We start from the raw sequence: 13,753 nt of genomic DNA on the forward strand, positions 1-13,753 counted from the left end.
GATGACTGCACCGGCATTGGAAATCAAGGGCCTGCAGGCCTGGTATGGCGAATCCCATGTGCTGCACGGCATGGACCTGGTGGTCCAGCCCGGCGAGGTAGTCACGCTGCTGGGGCGCAACGGCGCGGGCCGCACGTCCACGCTGCGCGCCATCATGGGGCTGACGGGCGCACGCAAGGGCTCGATCAGGATCAATGGCGTGGAGGCCATCCACCTGCCCACGCACCGCATTGCCCACCTGGGCGTGGGCTACTGCCCGGAAGAGCGCGGCATCTTCTCCAGCCTCTCGTGCGAGGAGAACCTGATGCTGCCGCCACCGCTCAAGACCGGCCAGCAGGGCATGAGCGTGGACGAGATCTACGCCATGTTCCCCAACCTGGCCGAGCGCCGCCACAGCCAGGGCACGCGCCTGTCGGGCGGCGAGCAGCAGATGCTGGCGGTGGCGCGCATTTTGCGTACCGGCGCGCGGCTGCTGCTGCTCGACGAGATCTCCGAAGGCCTGGCCCCCGTCATCGTGCAGGCGCTGGCCCGGATGATCACCATGCTGCGCACCAAGGGCTACACCGTGGTGATGGTGGAGCAGAACTTCCACTTCGCGGCGCCGCTGGCCGACCGCTTCTACGTGGTCGAGCACGGCCATGTGGTCGAGCGTTTCGGCGCGGCCGAGCTGCAGGCCAAGATGCCCGTGCTCAACGAACTGCTCGGAGTCTGACCCGGATATCCATCGTGGCTGGCGCCTGGGGCTCGCCGGCTGCATTCCTGCCATGGCCCTGTGACAAAAAACCCAAGACATCAACGCGAAGGAGACACCAATGAAAGCAAAACTGACCGCACTGTCGTGCATGCTGGCCGCCGCCGGCCTGGCCAGCCCGCTTGCCATGGCACAGGAGAAGGTGAAGATCGGCTTCGTGACCGACATGTCCAGCCTCTATGCGGACGTGGAAGGCAAGAATGCCGTCACCGCGATGCAGATGGCCATCGATGACTTCGGCGGCAAGGTGCTGGGCCAGCCCATCGAGCTGCTGAGCGCCGACCACCAGAACAAGGCCGACATCGCCGCCTCCAAGGTGCGCGAGTGGGTGGACACGCAGGGTATCTCGCTGGTGTTCAGCGGCACCAACTCCGGCACGGCCCTGGCGGTGTCGCAGGTGGCCAATGAGAAAAAGCGCGTGCACTTCAACAGCGGCGCAGGCTCGTCGGCGCTGACCAACGAGCAGTGCAATCCCTACACCGTGCACTACGCCTATGACACCGTGGCCCTGGCCAAGGGCACGGGCACGGCCGTGGTGGAGCGCGGCGGCAAGGACTGGTTCTTCCTGACGGCAGACTACGCCTTCGGCCACGCGCTGGAGAACGACACCACGGCGGTGATCAAGGCCAAGGGCGGCAAGGTGGTGGGCGGCGTCAAGCATCCGCTCAATGCCTCGGACTTCTCGTCCTTCCTGCTGCAGGCGCAGGCCTCCAAGGCCCAGATCCTGGGCCTGGCCAATGCCGGTGGCGACACCATCAACGCCATCAAGGCGGCCAAGGAATTCGGCATCAACAAGAGCATGAAGACCGTGGGCCTGCTGGTGTTCCTGACCGACATCCACAGCCTGGGCCTGAAGAACACCGAAGGCATGCAGTTCACCACCAGCTGGTACTGGGACCAGAACGACGCGGCGCGCAAGTTCGCCGAGCGCTTCTTTGCCAAGACCAAGCGCATGCCCACCTCCATCCAGGCCGCCGACTACTCGGCCGTGACCAGCTACCTCAAGGCCGTGCAGGCCGTGAAGTCCACGGATGCCGACAAGGTCATGGCCCATCTCAAGAGCACGCCCATCGACGACTTCTACGGCAAGGGCTCGATCCGTCCCGACGGCACCTTTGCCCACGACATGTACCTGGTCGAGGTCAAGAAGCCCGCCGAGTCCAAGAAGCCCTGGGACTACCTGAAGGTCGTGGCCACGCTGCCCGCCGACCAGGTCTGGACCACCAAGGCCGAGACCAAGTGCGCGCTGTGGAAGTAACGCTGCGCCGCCACTGACCCTCAACCGCCACCCGGCCAACCACGACAGTTGCATCCCATGGAAATCTTTGGTGTTTCCCTGCCAGGCCTGATGAGCCAGCTCCTTCTGGGGCTGGTCAACGGCTCGTTCTACGCCATCCTCAGCCTGGGGCTGGCGGTGATCTTCGGCCTGCTCAACGTGATCAACTTCGCCCACGGCGCGTTGTTCATGCTGGGCGCCATGGTCACCTGGATGGCCATGAGCTACTTCAACATCAACTACTGGGTGATGCTGGTGCTGTCGCCGCTGCTGGTGGGCCTGCTGGGGGTGCTGATCGAGCGCTTCCTGTTGCGCTGGATCTACAAGCTCGACCATCTCTACGGCCTGTTGCTGACGCTGGGCCTGTCGCTGCTGATCGAGGGCCTGTTCCGCTCGGTCTACGGCGTCTCGGGGCTGGGCTACGACACGCCCGAGCTGCTGGAGGGCGCGACCAACCTGGGCTTCATGATCCTGCCCAACTACCGCGCATGGGTGGTGCTCGCCTCCATCGTGGTCTGCGTGGCCACCTGGTTCATGATCGAGAAGACGCGCATCGGCGCCTACCTGCGGGCCGGCACCGAGAACCCGCGCCTGGTCGAGGCCTTCGGCGTCAACGTGCCCGTGATGATCACGCTGACCTATGCCTTCGGCGCGGCCCTGGCGGCGTTTGCCGGCGTGCTGGCTGCGCCCGTCTACCAGGTCACGCCGCTGATGGGGCAGAACCTCATCATCGTGGTCTTCGCCGTGGTGGTGATCGGGGGCATGGGCTCCATCATGGGCTCCATCCTCACCGGCCTGGGCCTGGGGGTGATCGAGGGCCTGACCAAGGTCTTCTGGCCCGAGGCATCGTCCACCGTGGTGTTCTTCATCATGGTCATCGTTTTGCTCATCCGCCCCGCCGGCCTGTTCGGCAAAGAGAAATAACAAGAACGAGGACAAGGGGCCGACCACATGAAATCCAAGACTCTCGTTCAACGCATTGCCCCCTGGGGCTATGGCCTGCTGCTGCTGGGCCTGCTGGCGGCGCCCCTGCTGGGCGCGTATCCGGTGTTCGTGATGAAGCTCATGTGCTTCGCACTGTTCGCCTCGGCCTTCAACCTGCTGCTGGGCTACACGGGCCTGCTGTCCTTCGGCCACGCGGCCTTCCTGGGCGGCGCGGCCTATGTGACGGGCTACGCCATCAAGGGCTGGGGCTTCACGCCCGAGCTGGCCATGCTGGCCGGCACGGCCGGCGGCGCGCTGCTGGGGCTGATCTTCGGCTGGCTGGCCATCCGCCGCCAGGGCATCTACTTTTCCATGATCACGCTGGCGCTGGCCCAGATGCTGTTCTTCGTGTGCCTGCAGGCGCCCTTCACGGGCGGTGAGGACGGGCTGCAGGGCGTGCCGCGCGGCAAGCTGTTCGGCCTCATCGACCTGGCCAGCGACATGACCATGTACTACGTCACGCTGGTCATCGTGGTCCTGGCCTTCCTGCTGATCGTGCGCACCATCCACTCGCCCTTCGGCCAGGTGCTCAAGGCCATCAAGGAGAACGAGCCGCGCGCGACCTCGCTGGGCTACGACGTGGCGCGCTTCAAGCTGCTGGCCTTCGTGATCTCGGCCGCGCTCACGGGCCTGGCCGGTTCGCTCAAGACCGTGGTGCTGGGCTTTGCCACGCTGTCGGATGTGCACTGGACCACCTCCGGCCACGTGATCCTGATGACGCTGATGGGCGGCCTGGGCACGCTGTCCGGCCCCATCCTGGGATCGGCCGTGGTGGTCATGCTGGAGAACAAGATCGGCGAGTTCGGCCTCTTCCTGCAGCGTCTCACGGGCGTGGAGTGGTTCTCCACGCTGGGCGAGTCGGTGACCATCGTCACGGGCCTGATCTTCGTGGTCTGCGTGCTGCTGTTCCGCAAGGGCATCATGGGCGAGCTGATCGTCCGGCTGCAGAAAAAGCGTACCCCTTGAGAGCCGGGTTGGGACGGTTTCAAGGGGGTGGGCTACGTGCCCATGCTGTTGACTGCCATAGCTACAACTGCAGCGGCCGGGCGTAGCCCGTCATCTCCAGGTATCCCTGACCGGCTCGCGCCTCCTGGCCCGGGCTGGTGGGCTTTTGCAGGCTGCACAGGCCCTCCCAGTAGATGGCGCCGGTGGAGGCGCTGCTGTCCAGCTCCTGGTCATCGACCAGGGCGTTCACGATGAAGCGGCCTGCGGGCGTGTCCACCTGCCATTGCACGGGGTAGCGCGCTCCGCTGGCAGGGCTGCTCCAGTGGCGCAGCGGCGTGAACTGCACTGCATCGTGGGCGAAGACCTGCAGCGTGCCATCCACACCGCGCAGCGAGCCGCCGGCCCACAACGCGCTGCCATCCGCCCGTCGCACGCGAAAGGCCGTGAGCGCGCCGCCGTCGAACAGGTTCATGCCTATCCAGTCCCAGCCCACGGCCTCGGGGTGCAGCAAAGCCTGGCTCCATTCATGGTCCAGCCAGGCGCGGTTGTCGCCGGGTTCGCGTGCGGCTTCTATCGCCATGCGCTGGCCTGCCAGTTCCAGCGTGCCGCTCACCTGCAGCTGCGGGCGGCTGTAGTAGTAGCTGGCCTGATCGGGTTCGGGACCCTTGCGCGACAGGCCGGCGCGGCCCTGCAGCAAGGGGGGCAGGCGGGTGTCAAAGTGCAGGTCCAGGGCGAATGTGCTGCTGCGCAGGCGCGTGGTATAGCGCTCGGCAGCGCCTTCATCGGTGCGGGCCAGCGACCAGTCCTGCAGCCGCACGTCGGCATCGGTCTCGCTGGCCTGGGCAATGCCGAAGCCCGCGCGCGCAATGCGCTGGTCGTGGTGCAGGCGAGCGCCCTGCACATCGCACAGCGCCGCATGGGCAAACAGCAACTGGCGCGCTGCAAAGGCGGAGCGCAGCTCCTGCGTGGCCTGTACGCGCGACCGGAAGAAGGTGATCTGGAAACCCCAGGCCCGGCCCGCTGCGCGCGCCTGGCCGGTGATGTACCACCACTCGGTGCGCAGTCCGGGGTGGCTGCCGTGGTCGCGCGGGAAGACCAGCGTGCGTGGCGGCAGTGCCTGGGCGGGCAGTCCTGCCGCCCCCAGGCCCAGGCCGGCAGCCAGGCCCAGAAGATGGCGGCGGGGCAGGGGCATCATGGATCAGCCTTGCAGCTGCGCGATGCGCGCCTGGGCCGGCCCGCAGTCGCCGATGCGCTGCATCACCCAGTCCGCATCATGGTAGGTGGGCAGGTAGCGCTCGCCCGCATCGCACAGCAGCGAAAGAATGGAGCCCTGCTCGCCGCGCTGGCGCATCTCGCTGGCCAGCCTGAGCATGGCCACGTAGTTGGTGCCCGTGGACGGCCCCACGCGCCGGCCCAGCAGTGCGGACAGGCTGCGCATGGCGGCCAGGGAATCGCAGTCCGCCACTTCCTCCATGCGGTCCACCAGCGTGCGCACGAAGCTGGGCTCCACGCGCGGGCGGCCTATGCCCTCGATGCGCGAGCCCGGCGCGGTGAGGGTGGCATCGCCCGTGCGGTGGTAGGCGGCGAACACCGAGCCCTCGGGGTCGGCCACGCAGATGCCCGTGGCATGGCGCTGGAAACGCACGTAGCGGCCGATGGTGGCACTGGTGCCGCCCGTGCCCGCGCCCACCACGATCCAGCGCGGCACGGCATGGCGCTCGCGCCGCATCTGGGTGAACATGCTCTCCGCAATATTGTTGTTGCCACGCCAGTCGGTGGCGCGCTCGGCATAGGTGAACTGGTCCATGTAGTGGCCGCCGGCCTGCGCGGCCACGGCGCGTGCCTCGTCATAGACCTGGGCGGCGCTGTCCACCAGATGGCAGCGGCCGCCGTAGAACTCGATCAGTGCAATCTTCTCCACCGAGGTGCTGCGCGGCATCACGGCCACGAAGGGCAGGCCCAGCAGGCGCGCGAAGTAGGCCTCGCTCACGGCCGTGGAGCCGCTCGATGCCTCGACGATGGTCGAGCCCTCGTGCACCCAGCCATTGCACAGCGCATAGAGAAACAGCGAGCGCGCCAGCCGGTGCTTGAGGCTGCCCGTGGGATGGGTGGATTCGTCCTTGAGGTAGAGGTCGATCCCCAGGCCGGCAAAGCCGGGCAGGGGCAGCGGTATCAAGTGCGTGTCGGCACTGCGCTGGTAGTCGGCCTCGATGCGGTTGATGGCTTCATGCAGCCAGGGGGAGGTGGTGTGCGGCATGGCGGCCATTGTCGCAGGCCGCCCGGCCCAGGCGGCTACAGGCCATAGAAGGGGCGATTGGCCTCGATGCGTGCCTGCTCGCTGGCAGGGTAGCGGCGTTCGGCCAGCAACTGCTGCAGCGCGGCGCGGCCCAGGTCGCGCAGCGGGGTGTAGAAGGCGCTGACGGCCAGCTCGTCCAGTGCGCGCCAGGCATAGACCTGGGCGTCGATGAACAGGATGTCCTCGGCCGGGCGCGGCAGCGCGGCGGCCTGGCGCGCATAGAGGCAGGCCAGGGCGAACTCGGACCGCTCGCGGTGGTAGCGCGCCAGTTCGCACAGGGGCTCGGCCCGCTGCGGTCGCGCGGCATAGGCGGTGAGATAGGCCTCGCGCACGGAGGCTGGCTCGGCGCCCGAGCGCTCCAGCAGCACGCCGATCTGGAACAGCGCAAACCACTGCTCCTCGGCCCAGCCGCCCATGGCGGCGCGCTGCCGGTACCAATGCAGGCTGGACTCGATCTGGCCCGCGTCGCGGTGGCTTTGCGCCAGATAGAACACGTTGCGCGTGTTGCCGGGCTGCTCGCGCACGGCCTTTTCGAGCACGGCGATGTCGCGCAGGTAGGTCTGCGGGTCCCGGGCCCGCGCGCCATCGTGCGAGACATCGATGAACGGCCCCGCCAGCATCTGCCAGGGCTGGTGCGCCGGGGCGGTCAGGTACTCGTGCAGCACGCCTTCCCAGCGCCAGTCCACGCGCGTGGCGATCAGCGCATTGCGCTGGTATTCGGTGCCCGCCATGTGGCAGGACAGCATGCAGCCGTCCGCCTCCAGCGCCGGCCATGCAAAGCCTTCGGGCACGCGCAACTGCTCGTCGGCATCGATGAACAGCAGGTAGTCGCCGTGCGGCCGCGCCAGCTCCAGCGCCTCGTTGCGGTTGTGGGCGAAGTCCACCCAGGGCCGCTCGTGCAGGCTGCCGGGCACGCCCTCCATGCACTGGCGCACCAGGTCCTGCGTGCCATCGCTGGAGCCCGTGTCCACGATCACCCAATGGTCTACCCACGGCTTGACCGAGGCCAGGCAACGCGCGATCACCGGGGCCTCGTTCTTGACGATCATGTTCAGGCAGATATGGACGCGGCGCGCAGGTCGCATAGCGAGCTCACTGGCAGGAGGCCACCACGATCAAACCGGTAACCGCCGTATTGAAGGCCTGGGTGCCAACCAACTGCACAGTCATGGTGTCGCCTGGTGCGTAAGTGGCGGGGCCGGACACATCACATGTGGGGTTGGCATTGGAAAGCGTACAGATTGGCACGCCCGACACATTGGAGAAGTTCTCGTTCACGCCTCGACGCAGCTGCAGCGTCAGGCTCAACGCCCTGTTCTCTGTCAGCATGGCGCGCAATGAAGCATTGGTGCATGAGGTGTGTACCATGCGCTGCGCATCGGTCTCGAATGTGTTACCGCCGCCGTTGGCAAACAAATAAATTGTGCCGTTGCCAGCGCTGTTGCCGCGGGCAGGAGTTGTATACGTCTGGAAAAACCCACCCGAGCCTGCAGGCCCCTGGACTCCTGCAGGGCCTGTGGGGCCTTGAAGTCCAGCTCCTGTGGCACCCGTCACGCCCTGGATGCCCTGGATTCCCTGAATGCCTTGCGCGCCCTGGGGCCCTGTGGGACCTGTGTCACCCTGGGCCCCTGTCACGCCCGTAGCCCCTGTCATGCCGGTCGGGCCCGTCGGGCCGGTTGCACCCGTGGCCCCTGTAGGTCCGGTGGGTCCAGTCGCGCCAGTGGCCCCCGTCGAACCCGTGGTGCCTGGGGTGCCCGCACCGGTGGCCCCAGTCGGACCAGTGACTCCCGTTGCGCCTGTCGGTCCAGCCACCCCCGTGGCGCCGGTCACGCCTGCTGGGCCTGTTGCCCCTGTGGCGCCGGTCGCACCTGTGGCTCCCGTAGCGCCAGTTGCCCCGCCGCCCACACCCGGCGCGCAATGCACCAATTGCCCCGTGGCGCCGTCAACGCACAGCAGCTGGTTGCCAGTGGCTGCATCGGCAGGCAGGGCTGGTACCAGCACCTCCCCTGTGTTCTGTACCCGCAAGCGTTCGGCCCCCGCAGAATTCTTGATCACGAAATTGCCACCGGCCGGCATAGTGATGCTCACGTCGGCGGCATGGGCTGCCGGGCTGAAGATTCCCGCGCTGATGCACAGCGACCAGAGAAGGCGGGGAGGGATGGGGAAGTTGCGACGGTCCATGGTTCAGATGCTGCTTGGATGAATACGCGCGGAAAGCCGGCACCCGCGTGGCGGGCGCCAGGATGGAAGAAGAATGGGCCGGCCCAGGGGCCGGATGCCGGGGCGCCCGGCCTGCTCAGAGGCGTGTTGCGCGGCGCTGGCGGTGCAGGGCCATGCCGCCGAGCAGCAGGCTCATCAGCATCAGCCCGTAGGTGCTGAGCGTGGGGATGCTGGCTGGAGCCGTCACCACAGTCGCTCCGATCTGCACGTTGCCAGGCACCACGCTGCCGCTGCTGTTGACCAGGGTCGCCGACGGCCCCATGGTCACCACGGCGGTGCCAGGGCCGGAAGAGGTCAGCACCACCGGCTTGCCGGGAGAGCCCAGCGTGAGCGTGCCCAGCACGGTGAGGTTGGTACCTGCGGGAAGAACGATGGTCGGGGGTGTCGGGCCGGTGCTGATCAGTGTCAGATCCTTCACGACGATATTGCCGCTGAGTGTCAGGGTCGTTCCGGGTGCACAGGTGTCTGAAAGCACAACGCTGCTGGTGCCGAGATTCAGTGCCGCCGCGCTCGTCAGGTCGCCGCCGATGTTGAGCTGGCCGCCCGTGCCGGTCACCGTGGAGCCCGCGTCAAAGGCAAAGGACCCCGAATCGAAGGTGCCCGTGCCCAGGGCCAGTTCCCCGCCCATCGAAACGGGGACGCAAAACGAATTGAACGAACCGCCAGCCAGATCGATGCTGGAGCCTGGAGGAAAGACAATCTGCCCCCAGGCCGAGCCGCACAGCGCCGTGCCCAGGGCCAGCGACGCAGCCCAACGTTTTCCGAAACCTGCCATGAGTCCGATCTCCCGAATCCAGGCGGTGATGTGCCTGGTCTGATTTGTCGAGGCAGGGGGCCTTCTATGTAGGTCGTGTCCCGCCGAATTCGGGCAGATGATCAGATAGAAATTAATTCTTCTGTAAGAAAAATTAACAATTGATTGGGTGGTTTCATTTTCATTTAGCTATCGGTATGTAGCTGGGGATGGGGTTTACCAATCCTCCTTGACCGCCAGCACTGCCTCGCGCCCTGCCGCCGCACGCCCGGCCAGCCAGGCCGTCAGCGTGCCTGCTGCGATCACGCTGGCAGCCAGCGCCAAAAGGCGGGGCCACGGCAGGGACAGCTCCATGGTCCAGTGAAAGCTTTGCGGATTCACCACGTGCACCAGGATCACGGCAACGCCCAGGCCCAGCAGGCTGCCGGCGATGGCGCCGGCCGTGGTCCAGGCCATGCCTTCGCCGGCCACCACGGCCAGGATGTCGCGCCGCGTCAGGCCCAGGTGGGCGAGCAGGCCGAATTCCTTGCGCCGCGCCAGCACCTGGGCGCTGAAGCTGGCCGCGATGCCGAACAGGCCGATGCCGATGGCCACGGCCTGCAGCCAGTAGGTCACGGCAAAGCTGCGGTCGAAGATGCGCATGGAGCGCTCGCGCAGCGCGCCGCTGCTGGCGAACTCCAGTGCCTGCGCGGCGCCCGGCCCGGCCATCAGCGACTGGATGCGCGCCTGCAGCTGCTGCTCCGTGGCCGTGTCGTCGCCGTCCGGCCAGATGGCGATTTCGGTGGGGCCTGCCGTGGTGGCGCTGCCGTCGGCAAGCCGTTGGTAGTCGTCCCAGTCCATGGCGATGGCGCCGAACTGGCGCACATAGTCGCGCCAGATGCCGGCCACAAACACGCGGGAATCTTCCGACGGCAGGGCCTGGGCCAGCAGCGGCCACTCCTGGCCCGGTCGCACGCCATAGAGTTGGGCCACGGCTTCACTGACATAGACGGGCGTGCTGCCAGCGGGCGCTTGCACGGGGCCTTGTATCCACGGCAACTGCTGGCCCTGGGGGCCATGCAGCGGACGCAGCAGCAGGCTGACGGCAGGGCGATCCGGGCTGAGCCACAGGCTGGTGCTGCGCATGGGCTGGGCGCGCTGCACGCCAGGCAGGGCGGCAATGCGCGCCGCCAGATCGGCGGGCAGGGGCGCGGCATCGGCACGGCCTGCGCTGCCGGCCGTGCGCAGGTACAGCGGGGCGGGCAGCACGGCATCCAGCCAGGCGATCATGCTGTCCCTGAAGCTGGCCACCATCACGGTCAGCGCCACGGCCAGGCTCAGGCTGGCCACCACGCCGCCCACGGCCACCGTGGTGCTGCGGCGCATGCGCCGTGCGCGCTCCACGGGCAGCAGGGCCAGCGGCTGGCGCAGCAGCGATTGCGGCACCAGGCGCAACAGCTGGCCCAGCAGCCAGGGCAGGGCAGCCATGCCGCCCAGCAGCAGCAGGGCCACGGCGGCATAGGCGGCCAGGGGAATGCCGGCCACGGGCGGCACAAAGGCCAGGGCCACGCTGGCTGCCATCAGCAGCAGGGCCGGCAGGCCGCGCGCCGCGCGTTCGGAGCCCGCGCCCTGGCCCTTGAGCGTGGCGGCGGGCGGCAACTCCATCGCCTGGCGCGCCGGCCACCAGCCGCCAGCCACGGTGGCGGCCACACCCAGCAGGCCAAAGGTCAGCGCGGCGCCGGCGCTCCACTGCAGCGCAGGCTGCACGCCGGCAAAGTAGCCGCCGCCCAGGTCACCGCCCAGCAGGTGAAGGGCCAGCCAGGCCAGTCCCGCGCCCAGCGCAATGCCGGCCGCGCTGCCCACCATGCCCAGCAGCAGCGACTCCAGCAGCACCAAGCCCAGGCGCTGGCGCGGTGTCAGTCCCAGCACGGCCAGCAGGGCGAACTGCGGCGCGCGCTGGGCCACGCTGAGCGCCAGCACCGAGAACACCAGGAACGCCCCCGTGAACAGCGCCACCAGGGCCAGCACCGTGAGGTTGACGCGGTAGGCGCGCGACATCTCGGCAATGCGCTGCTGGTCGTCGCCGGGGCGGCCGGCCAGGGCCTGGGCGGGCCAGTCGGGCAGGCGGCGCAGTTCGGCCAGCAGGGACTCGCGCGTGGCGCCTTCGGCCAGCAGCACATCGATGCGGTCCACCTGGCCCCAGCGCTGCAGGCTGTCCTGCAGCGCACCGATGTCCATCACAGCCAGCGGCGGGCCGGATGCGGCGACCGTGCCCGCGATGCGCAGGGTCTGCGCGCGCCCGCCCAGTTGCCATGGCAGGGGTGTGTGCCGCGCCTGCTCCGGCGTCAGGCCCAGGGCTTCGAGTGCCGTTGCATTGAGGAAGACCGCATCGGGCGCGAACAGGTCCAGCCGCCCGCCGCCATCGAACAGCCGGGGCATGAGCGCAGGCGCCACGGGCGCCAGCCGCAGCGCATCGCCGCCCAGCACGCGCAACTGCACCGGCGTGGCGGTGCCGGCCAGGGCCGTGGCTTCGATCCAGGGTGCGGCCAGGCTGACCTGGGGCTGCTGCGCAACACGGCCATACAGCGATTCGGGCAAGCCGCCCTGCATGGCACGCAGCTCCAGGTCCGGCTGGCCGCTGACCGTGCGCACGGCGCGCGAGAACTCATCGAGCGCGGACTGGTTGATCACGTGCACGGCAAAGCCCAGGGCCACGCCCAGCATGATGGCCACCAGGGCGGTGGCCGTGCGCCAGGGATGCTGGCGCAGCTCCTGCCAGGAAAAGGTGCGAAGCAGGGCGAGCATGGGCGGATGGTCTCTGGCGCTAGGCGGGCTGCATGCCCTGTGCGGTCAGGCGCAGCAGGCGGTCGGCACGGCGAGCGGCCTCGATGGAGTGCGTGACCAGCACCAGGGCGGCCTGGTGCTCGCGGGTCTGCTGCAGCAGCAGCTCCATGACCTGTGCGGCCGTGCCGGGGTCCAGGTTGCCCGTGGGCTCGTCGGCCAGCAGCAGGGCCGGGCCGTGGACCAGGGCACGTGCAATGGCCACGCGCTGCAGCTGGCCGCCGCTGAGCTGCCAGGGCAGGCGCTGCTCCAGCCCCTGCAGCCCGACGGCCTGCAGCAGTTGCTGCACGCGCTGGCGGCCCGCCGCATCCAGCCGCTGCAGCAGCATCAGCGGCAGGGCCACGTTGTGCCAGACATCCAGGTGCGGCAGCACATGGAAGGCCTGGAACACGAAGCCGACATGGCTGCGCCGCCACAGCGCACGGCCGGTTTCATCCAGGGCCGACAGGTCCTGGCCTTCGTGCAGCACGCGGCCCTGCTGCCACTCATCGAGCCCGGCCAGGCAGTTGAGAAAGGTGGACTTGCCCACGCCCGAGTCACCCACGATGGCCACGAACTCGCCGCGCGCCACGCTGCAGTCCACGTTCTCGAAGACGGCGGTTTCCGTGCCGCCGTCGTTGCGGTAGCGCCGCGCCAGGCCCTGGACCTGAAGCAGCGGCGGCTGAGTCAGCGGCGTGTTGTCCCGGGGCGCGGCAGTCATGAAGGCGGTTTCCTGTTCAGCCGTTGCGGGCCAGGTTTGCTGCAGCCACCACGGCCATCGCTGCCTGCAGCAGTTGCTGCTGGGCATCGGGCGCATCGCAGGCAATGGCATGGCGGGCGGGCATGCTGCGCAGCCAGGTGATCTGGCGCTTGGCCAGCTGGCGCGTGGCGGCAATGCCGCGTTCGCGCAGCGAGTTCATGGAGTACAGGCCGTCCAGCGATTCCCAGGCCTGGCGGTAGCCCACGCAGCGGATGGAGGGCAGGTCCAGGTGCAGGTCGCCGCGCGCGCGCAGTTGCTGCACTTCGTCGATGAAACCGGCGTCCAGCATGGCGTCGAAGCGCTGGGCGATGCGCGCATGCAGCCAGGCGCGGTCCTGCGGCTCCAGCGAGAAGAAACCGCCGGGGCTGATCAGGCCCTGTGCCGCATCCTTGCCCGCCCGCGTATGAAAGCTGGACAGCGGCTTGCCCGACACATGCCAGACCTCCAGCGCGCGCTGTATGCGCTGGCTGTCGGCCGGCGCCAGGCGTGCGGCCGTGGCGGGATCGACCTGGGCCAGCAGCGCATGCATGGCGGGCCAGCCGATCTCGGTGGCCTGGGCGTCCAGCCGCTCGCGCACGGCGGGGTCGGCGGCCGGCATGTCGTCAATGCCATCCTGCAGGGCCTTGAAATACAGCATGGTGCCGCCCACCAGCAGCGGCAGGGCGCCGCGCGCGCGGATCTCGGCCACCAGGCGCTGCGTGTCCTGCACGAACTCGGCCGCGCTGTAGGCCTGCAGCGGGTCGCGAATATCGATCAGGTGATGGGGGCACGCAGCCAGTTCTTCGGGCGTGGGCTTGGCCGTGCCGATGTCCATGCCGCGATAGACCAGGGCCGAGTCCACGCTGATGATTTCTGCGGCCTGGCCGCGTTCGGCCAGCAGCCTGGCCAGGGCCAGGGCGGCAGCGGTCTTGCCGGAAGCGGTGGGGCCGGCGATGGCCAGGCAGGGGAGCGGGGAAGCGGTGGACATT

The 13,753-nt window shown here is 68.4% G+C and carries 12 protein-coding genes; 4 read left to right on the forward strand and 8 right to left on the reverse strand.

The annotated features are described in order from the left end of the window. The first annotated feature begins 1 nt into the window (after window position 1). The 4 genes from ACF8ME_RS20435 to ACF8ME_RS20450 all read left to right on the forward strand — a co-directional run bounded on the left by ACF8ME_RS20435 (window position 2) and on the right by ACF8ME_RS20450 (window position 3,977). Window positions 2-712, forward strand: coding sequence for an ABC transporter ATP-binding protein (locus tag ACF8ME_RS20435; protein ID WP_016447697.1), 711 nt, complete (start codon window positions 2-4; stop codon window positions 710-712). A 100-nt stretch (window positions 713-812) separates the two neighbouring features. Next, the gene (locus ACF8ME_RS20440; protein ID WP_016447696.1) at window positions 813-2,009 is read left to right on the forward strand and encodes an ABC transporter substrate-binding protein; all 1,197 of its coding nucleotides are present in this window, start codon (window positions 813-815) and stop codon (window positions 2,007-2,009) included. A gap of 57 nt (window positions 2,010-2,066) precedes the next feature. Then, complete coding sequence (locus ACF8ME_RS20445) at window positions 2,067-2,951, forward strand: branched-chain amino acid ABC transporter permease (RefSeq protein WP_012206960.1); 885 nt, start codon at window positions 2,067-2,069, stop codon at window positions 2,949-2,951. 27 nt (window positions 2,952-2,978) lie between these two features. Further along, the gene (locus ACF8ME_RS20450) at window positions 2,979-3,977 is read left to right on the forward strand and encodes a branched-chain amino acid ABC transporter permease (protein WP_016447695.1); all 999 of its coding nucleotides are present in this window, start codon (window positions 2,979-2,981) and stop codon (window positions 3,975-3,977) included. 61 nt (window positions 3,978-4,038) lie between these two features. Here the strand turns inward: ACF8ME_RS20450 and ACF8ME_RS20455 are convergent, their stop codons facing one another. The 8 genes from ACF8ME_RS20455 to miaA form a co-directional block, all read right to left on the reverse strand. Further along, window positions 4,039-5,151, reverse strand: a complete 1,113-nt coding sequence (locus ACF8ME_RS20455) for a lipocalin-like domain-containing protein (RefSeq protein ID WP_392417994.1) — start codon at window positions 5,149-5,151, stop codon at window positions 4,039-4,041. 3 nt (window positions 5,152-5,154) lie between these two features. Beyond that, complete coding sequence (locus tag ACF8ME_RS20460; protein WP_016447693.1) at window positions 5,155-6,222, reverse strand: PLP-dependent cysteine synthase family protein; 1,068 nt, start codon at window positions 6,220-6,222, stop codon at window positions 5,155-5,157. 26 nt (window positions 6,223-6,248) lie between these two features. Further along, window positions 6,249-7,337, reverse strand: a complete 1,089-nt coding sequence (locus ACF8ME_RS20465) for a glycosyltransferase (RefSeq protein WP_392417996.1) — start codon at window positions 7,335-7,337, stop codon at window positions 6,249-6,251. A gap of 7 nt (window positions 7,338-7,344) precedes the next feature. Continuing rightward, window positions 7,345-7,668 carry a hypothetical protein gene (locus ACF8ME_RS20470; RefSeq protein WP_082254695.1) on the reverse strand — a complete coding sequence of 108 codons (324 nt, stop codon included), beginning with the start codon at window positions 7,666-7,668 and terminating at the stop codon, window positions 7,345-7,347. Between the two features lie 880 nt (window positions 7,669-8,548). After that, complete coding sequence (locus tag ACF8ME_RS20475) at window positions 8,549-9,247, reverse strand: IPTL-CTERM sorting domain-containing protein (protein WP_392417998.1); 699 nt, start codon at window positions 9,245-9,247, stop codon at window positions 8,549-8,551. Window positions 9,248-9,442: 195 nt separating this feature from the next. Then, window positions 9,443-12,010: an FtsX-like permease family protein gene (locus ACF8ME_RS20480; RefSeq protein WP_392418000.1), complete on the reverse strand. Its 2,568-nt coding sequence runs from the start codon at window positions 12,008-12,010 to the stop codon at window positions 9,443-9,445. Window positions 12,011-12,029: 19 nt separating this feature from the next. Beyond that, window positions 12,030-12,746, reverse strand: a complete 717-nt coding sequence (locus tag ACF8ME_RS20485; protein ID WP_277848852.1) for an ABC transporter ATP-binding protein — start codon at window positions 12,744-12,746, stop codon at window positions 12,030-12,032. A gap of 16 nt (window positions 12,747-12,762) precedes the next feature. Then, complete coding sequence (gene miaA / locus ACF8ME_RS20490) at window positions 12,763-13,752, reverse strand: tRNA (adenosine(37)-N6)-dimethylallyltransferase MiaA (RefSeq protein ID WP_392418003.1); 990 nt, start codon at window positions 13,750-13,752, stop codon at window positions 12,763-12,765. Window position 13,753 lies beyond the last annotated feature (1 nt).

This window comes from Delftia sp. WSY_7 (assembly GCF_043104845.1).
In the GTDB taxonomy this organism is placed as follows: domain Bacteria; phylum Pseudomonadota; class Gammaproteobacteria; order Burkholderiales; family Burkholderiaceae_C; genus Comamonas; species Comamonas tsuruhatensis.

What these genes read in the sequence shown, in the direction of transcription:
- ACF8ME_RS20435 (WP_016447697.1), top strand. Translation starts at nt 2, where the DNA reads ATGACTGCACCGGCATTGGAAATCAAGGGCCTGCAGGCCTGGTATGGC.
- ACF8ME_RS20440 (WP_016447696.1), top strand. Translation starts at nt 813, where the DNA reads ATGAAAGCAAAACTGACCGCACTGTCGTGCATGCTGGCCGCCGCCGGC.
- ACF8ME_RS20445 (WP_012206960.1), top strand. Translation starts at nt 2,067, where the DNA reads ATGGAAATCTTTGGTGTTTCCCTGCCAGGCCTGATGAGCCAGCTCCTT.
- ACF8ME_RS20450 (WP_016447695.1), top strand. Translation starts at nt 2,979, where the DNA reads ATGAAATCCAAGACTCTCGTTCAACGCATTGCCCCCTGGGGCTATGGC.
- ACF8ME_RS20455 (WP_392417994.1), bottom strand. Translation starts at nt 5,151, where the DNA reads ATGATGCCCCTGCCCCGCCGCCATCTTCTGGGCCTGGCTGCCGGCCTG.
- ACF8ME_RS20460 (WP_016447693.1), bottom strand. Translation starts at nt 6,222, where the DNA reads ATGGCCGCCATGCCGCACACCACCTCCCCCTGGCTGCATGAAGCCATC.
- ACF8ME_RS20465 (WP_392417996.1), bottom strand. Translation starts at nt 7,337, where the DNA reads ATGCGACCTGCGCGCCGCGTCCATATCTGCCTGAACATGATCGTCAAG.
- ACF8ME_RS20475 (WP_392417998.1), bottom strand. Translation starts at nt 9,247, where the DNA reads ATGGCAGGTTTCGGAAAACGTTGGGCTGCGTCGCTGGCCCTGGGCACG.
- ACF8ME_RS20480 (WP_392418000.1), bottom strand. Translation starts at nt 12,010, where the DNA reads ATGCTCGCCCTGCTTCGCACCTTTTCCTGGCAGGAGCTGCGCCAGCAT.
- ACF8ME_RS20485 (WP_277848852.1), bottom strand. Translation starts at nt 12,746, where the DNA reads ATGACTGCCGCGCCCCGGGACAACACGCCGCTGACTCAGCCGCCGCTG.
- miaA (WP_392418003.1), bottom strand. Translation starts at nt 13,752, where the DNA reads ATGTCCACCGCTTCCCCGCTCCCCTGCCTGGCCATCGCCGGCCCCACC.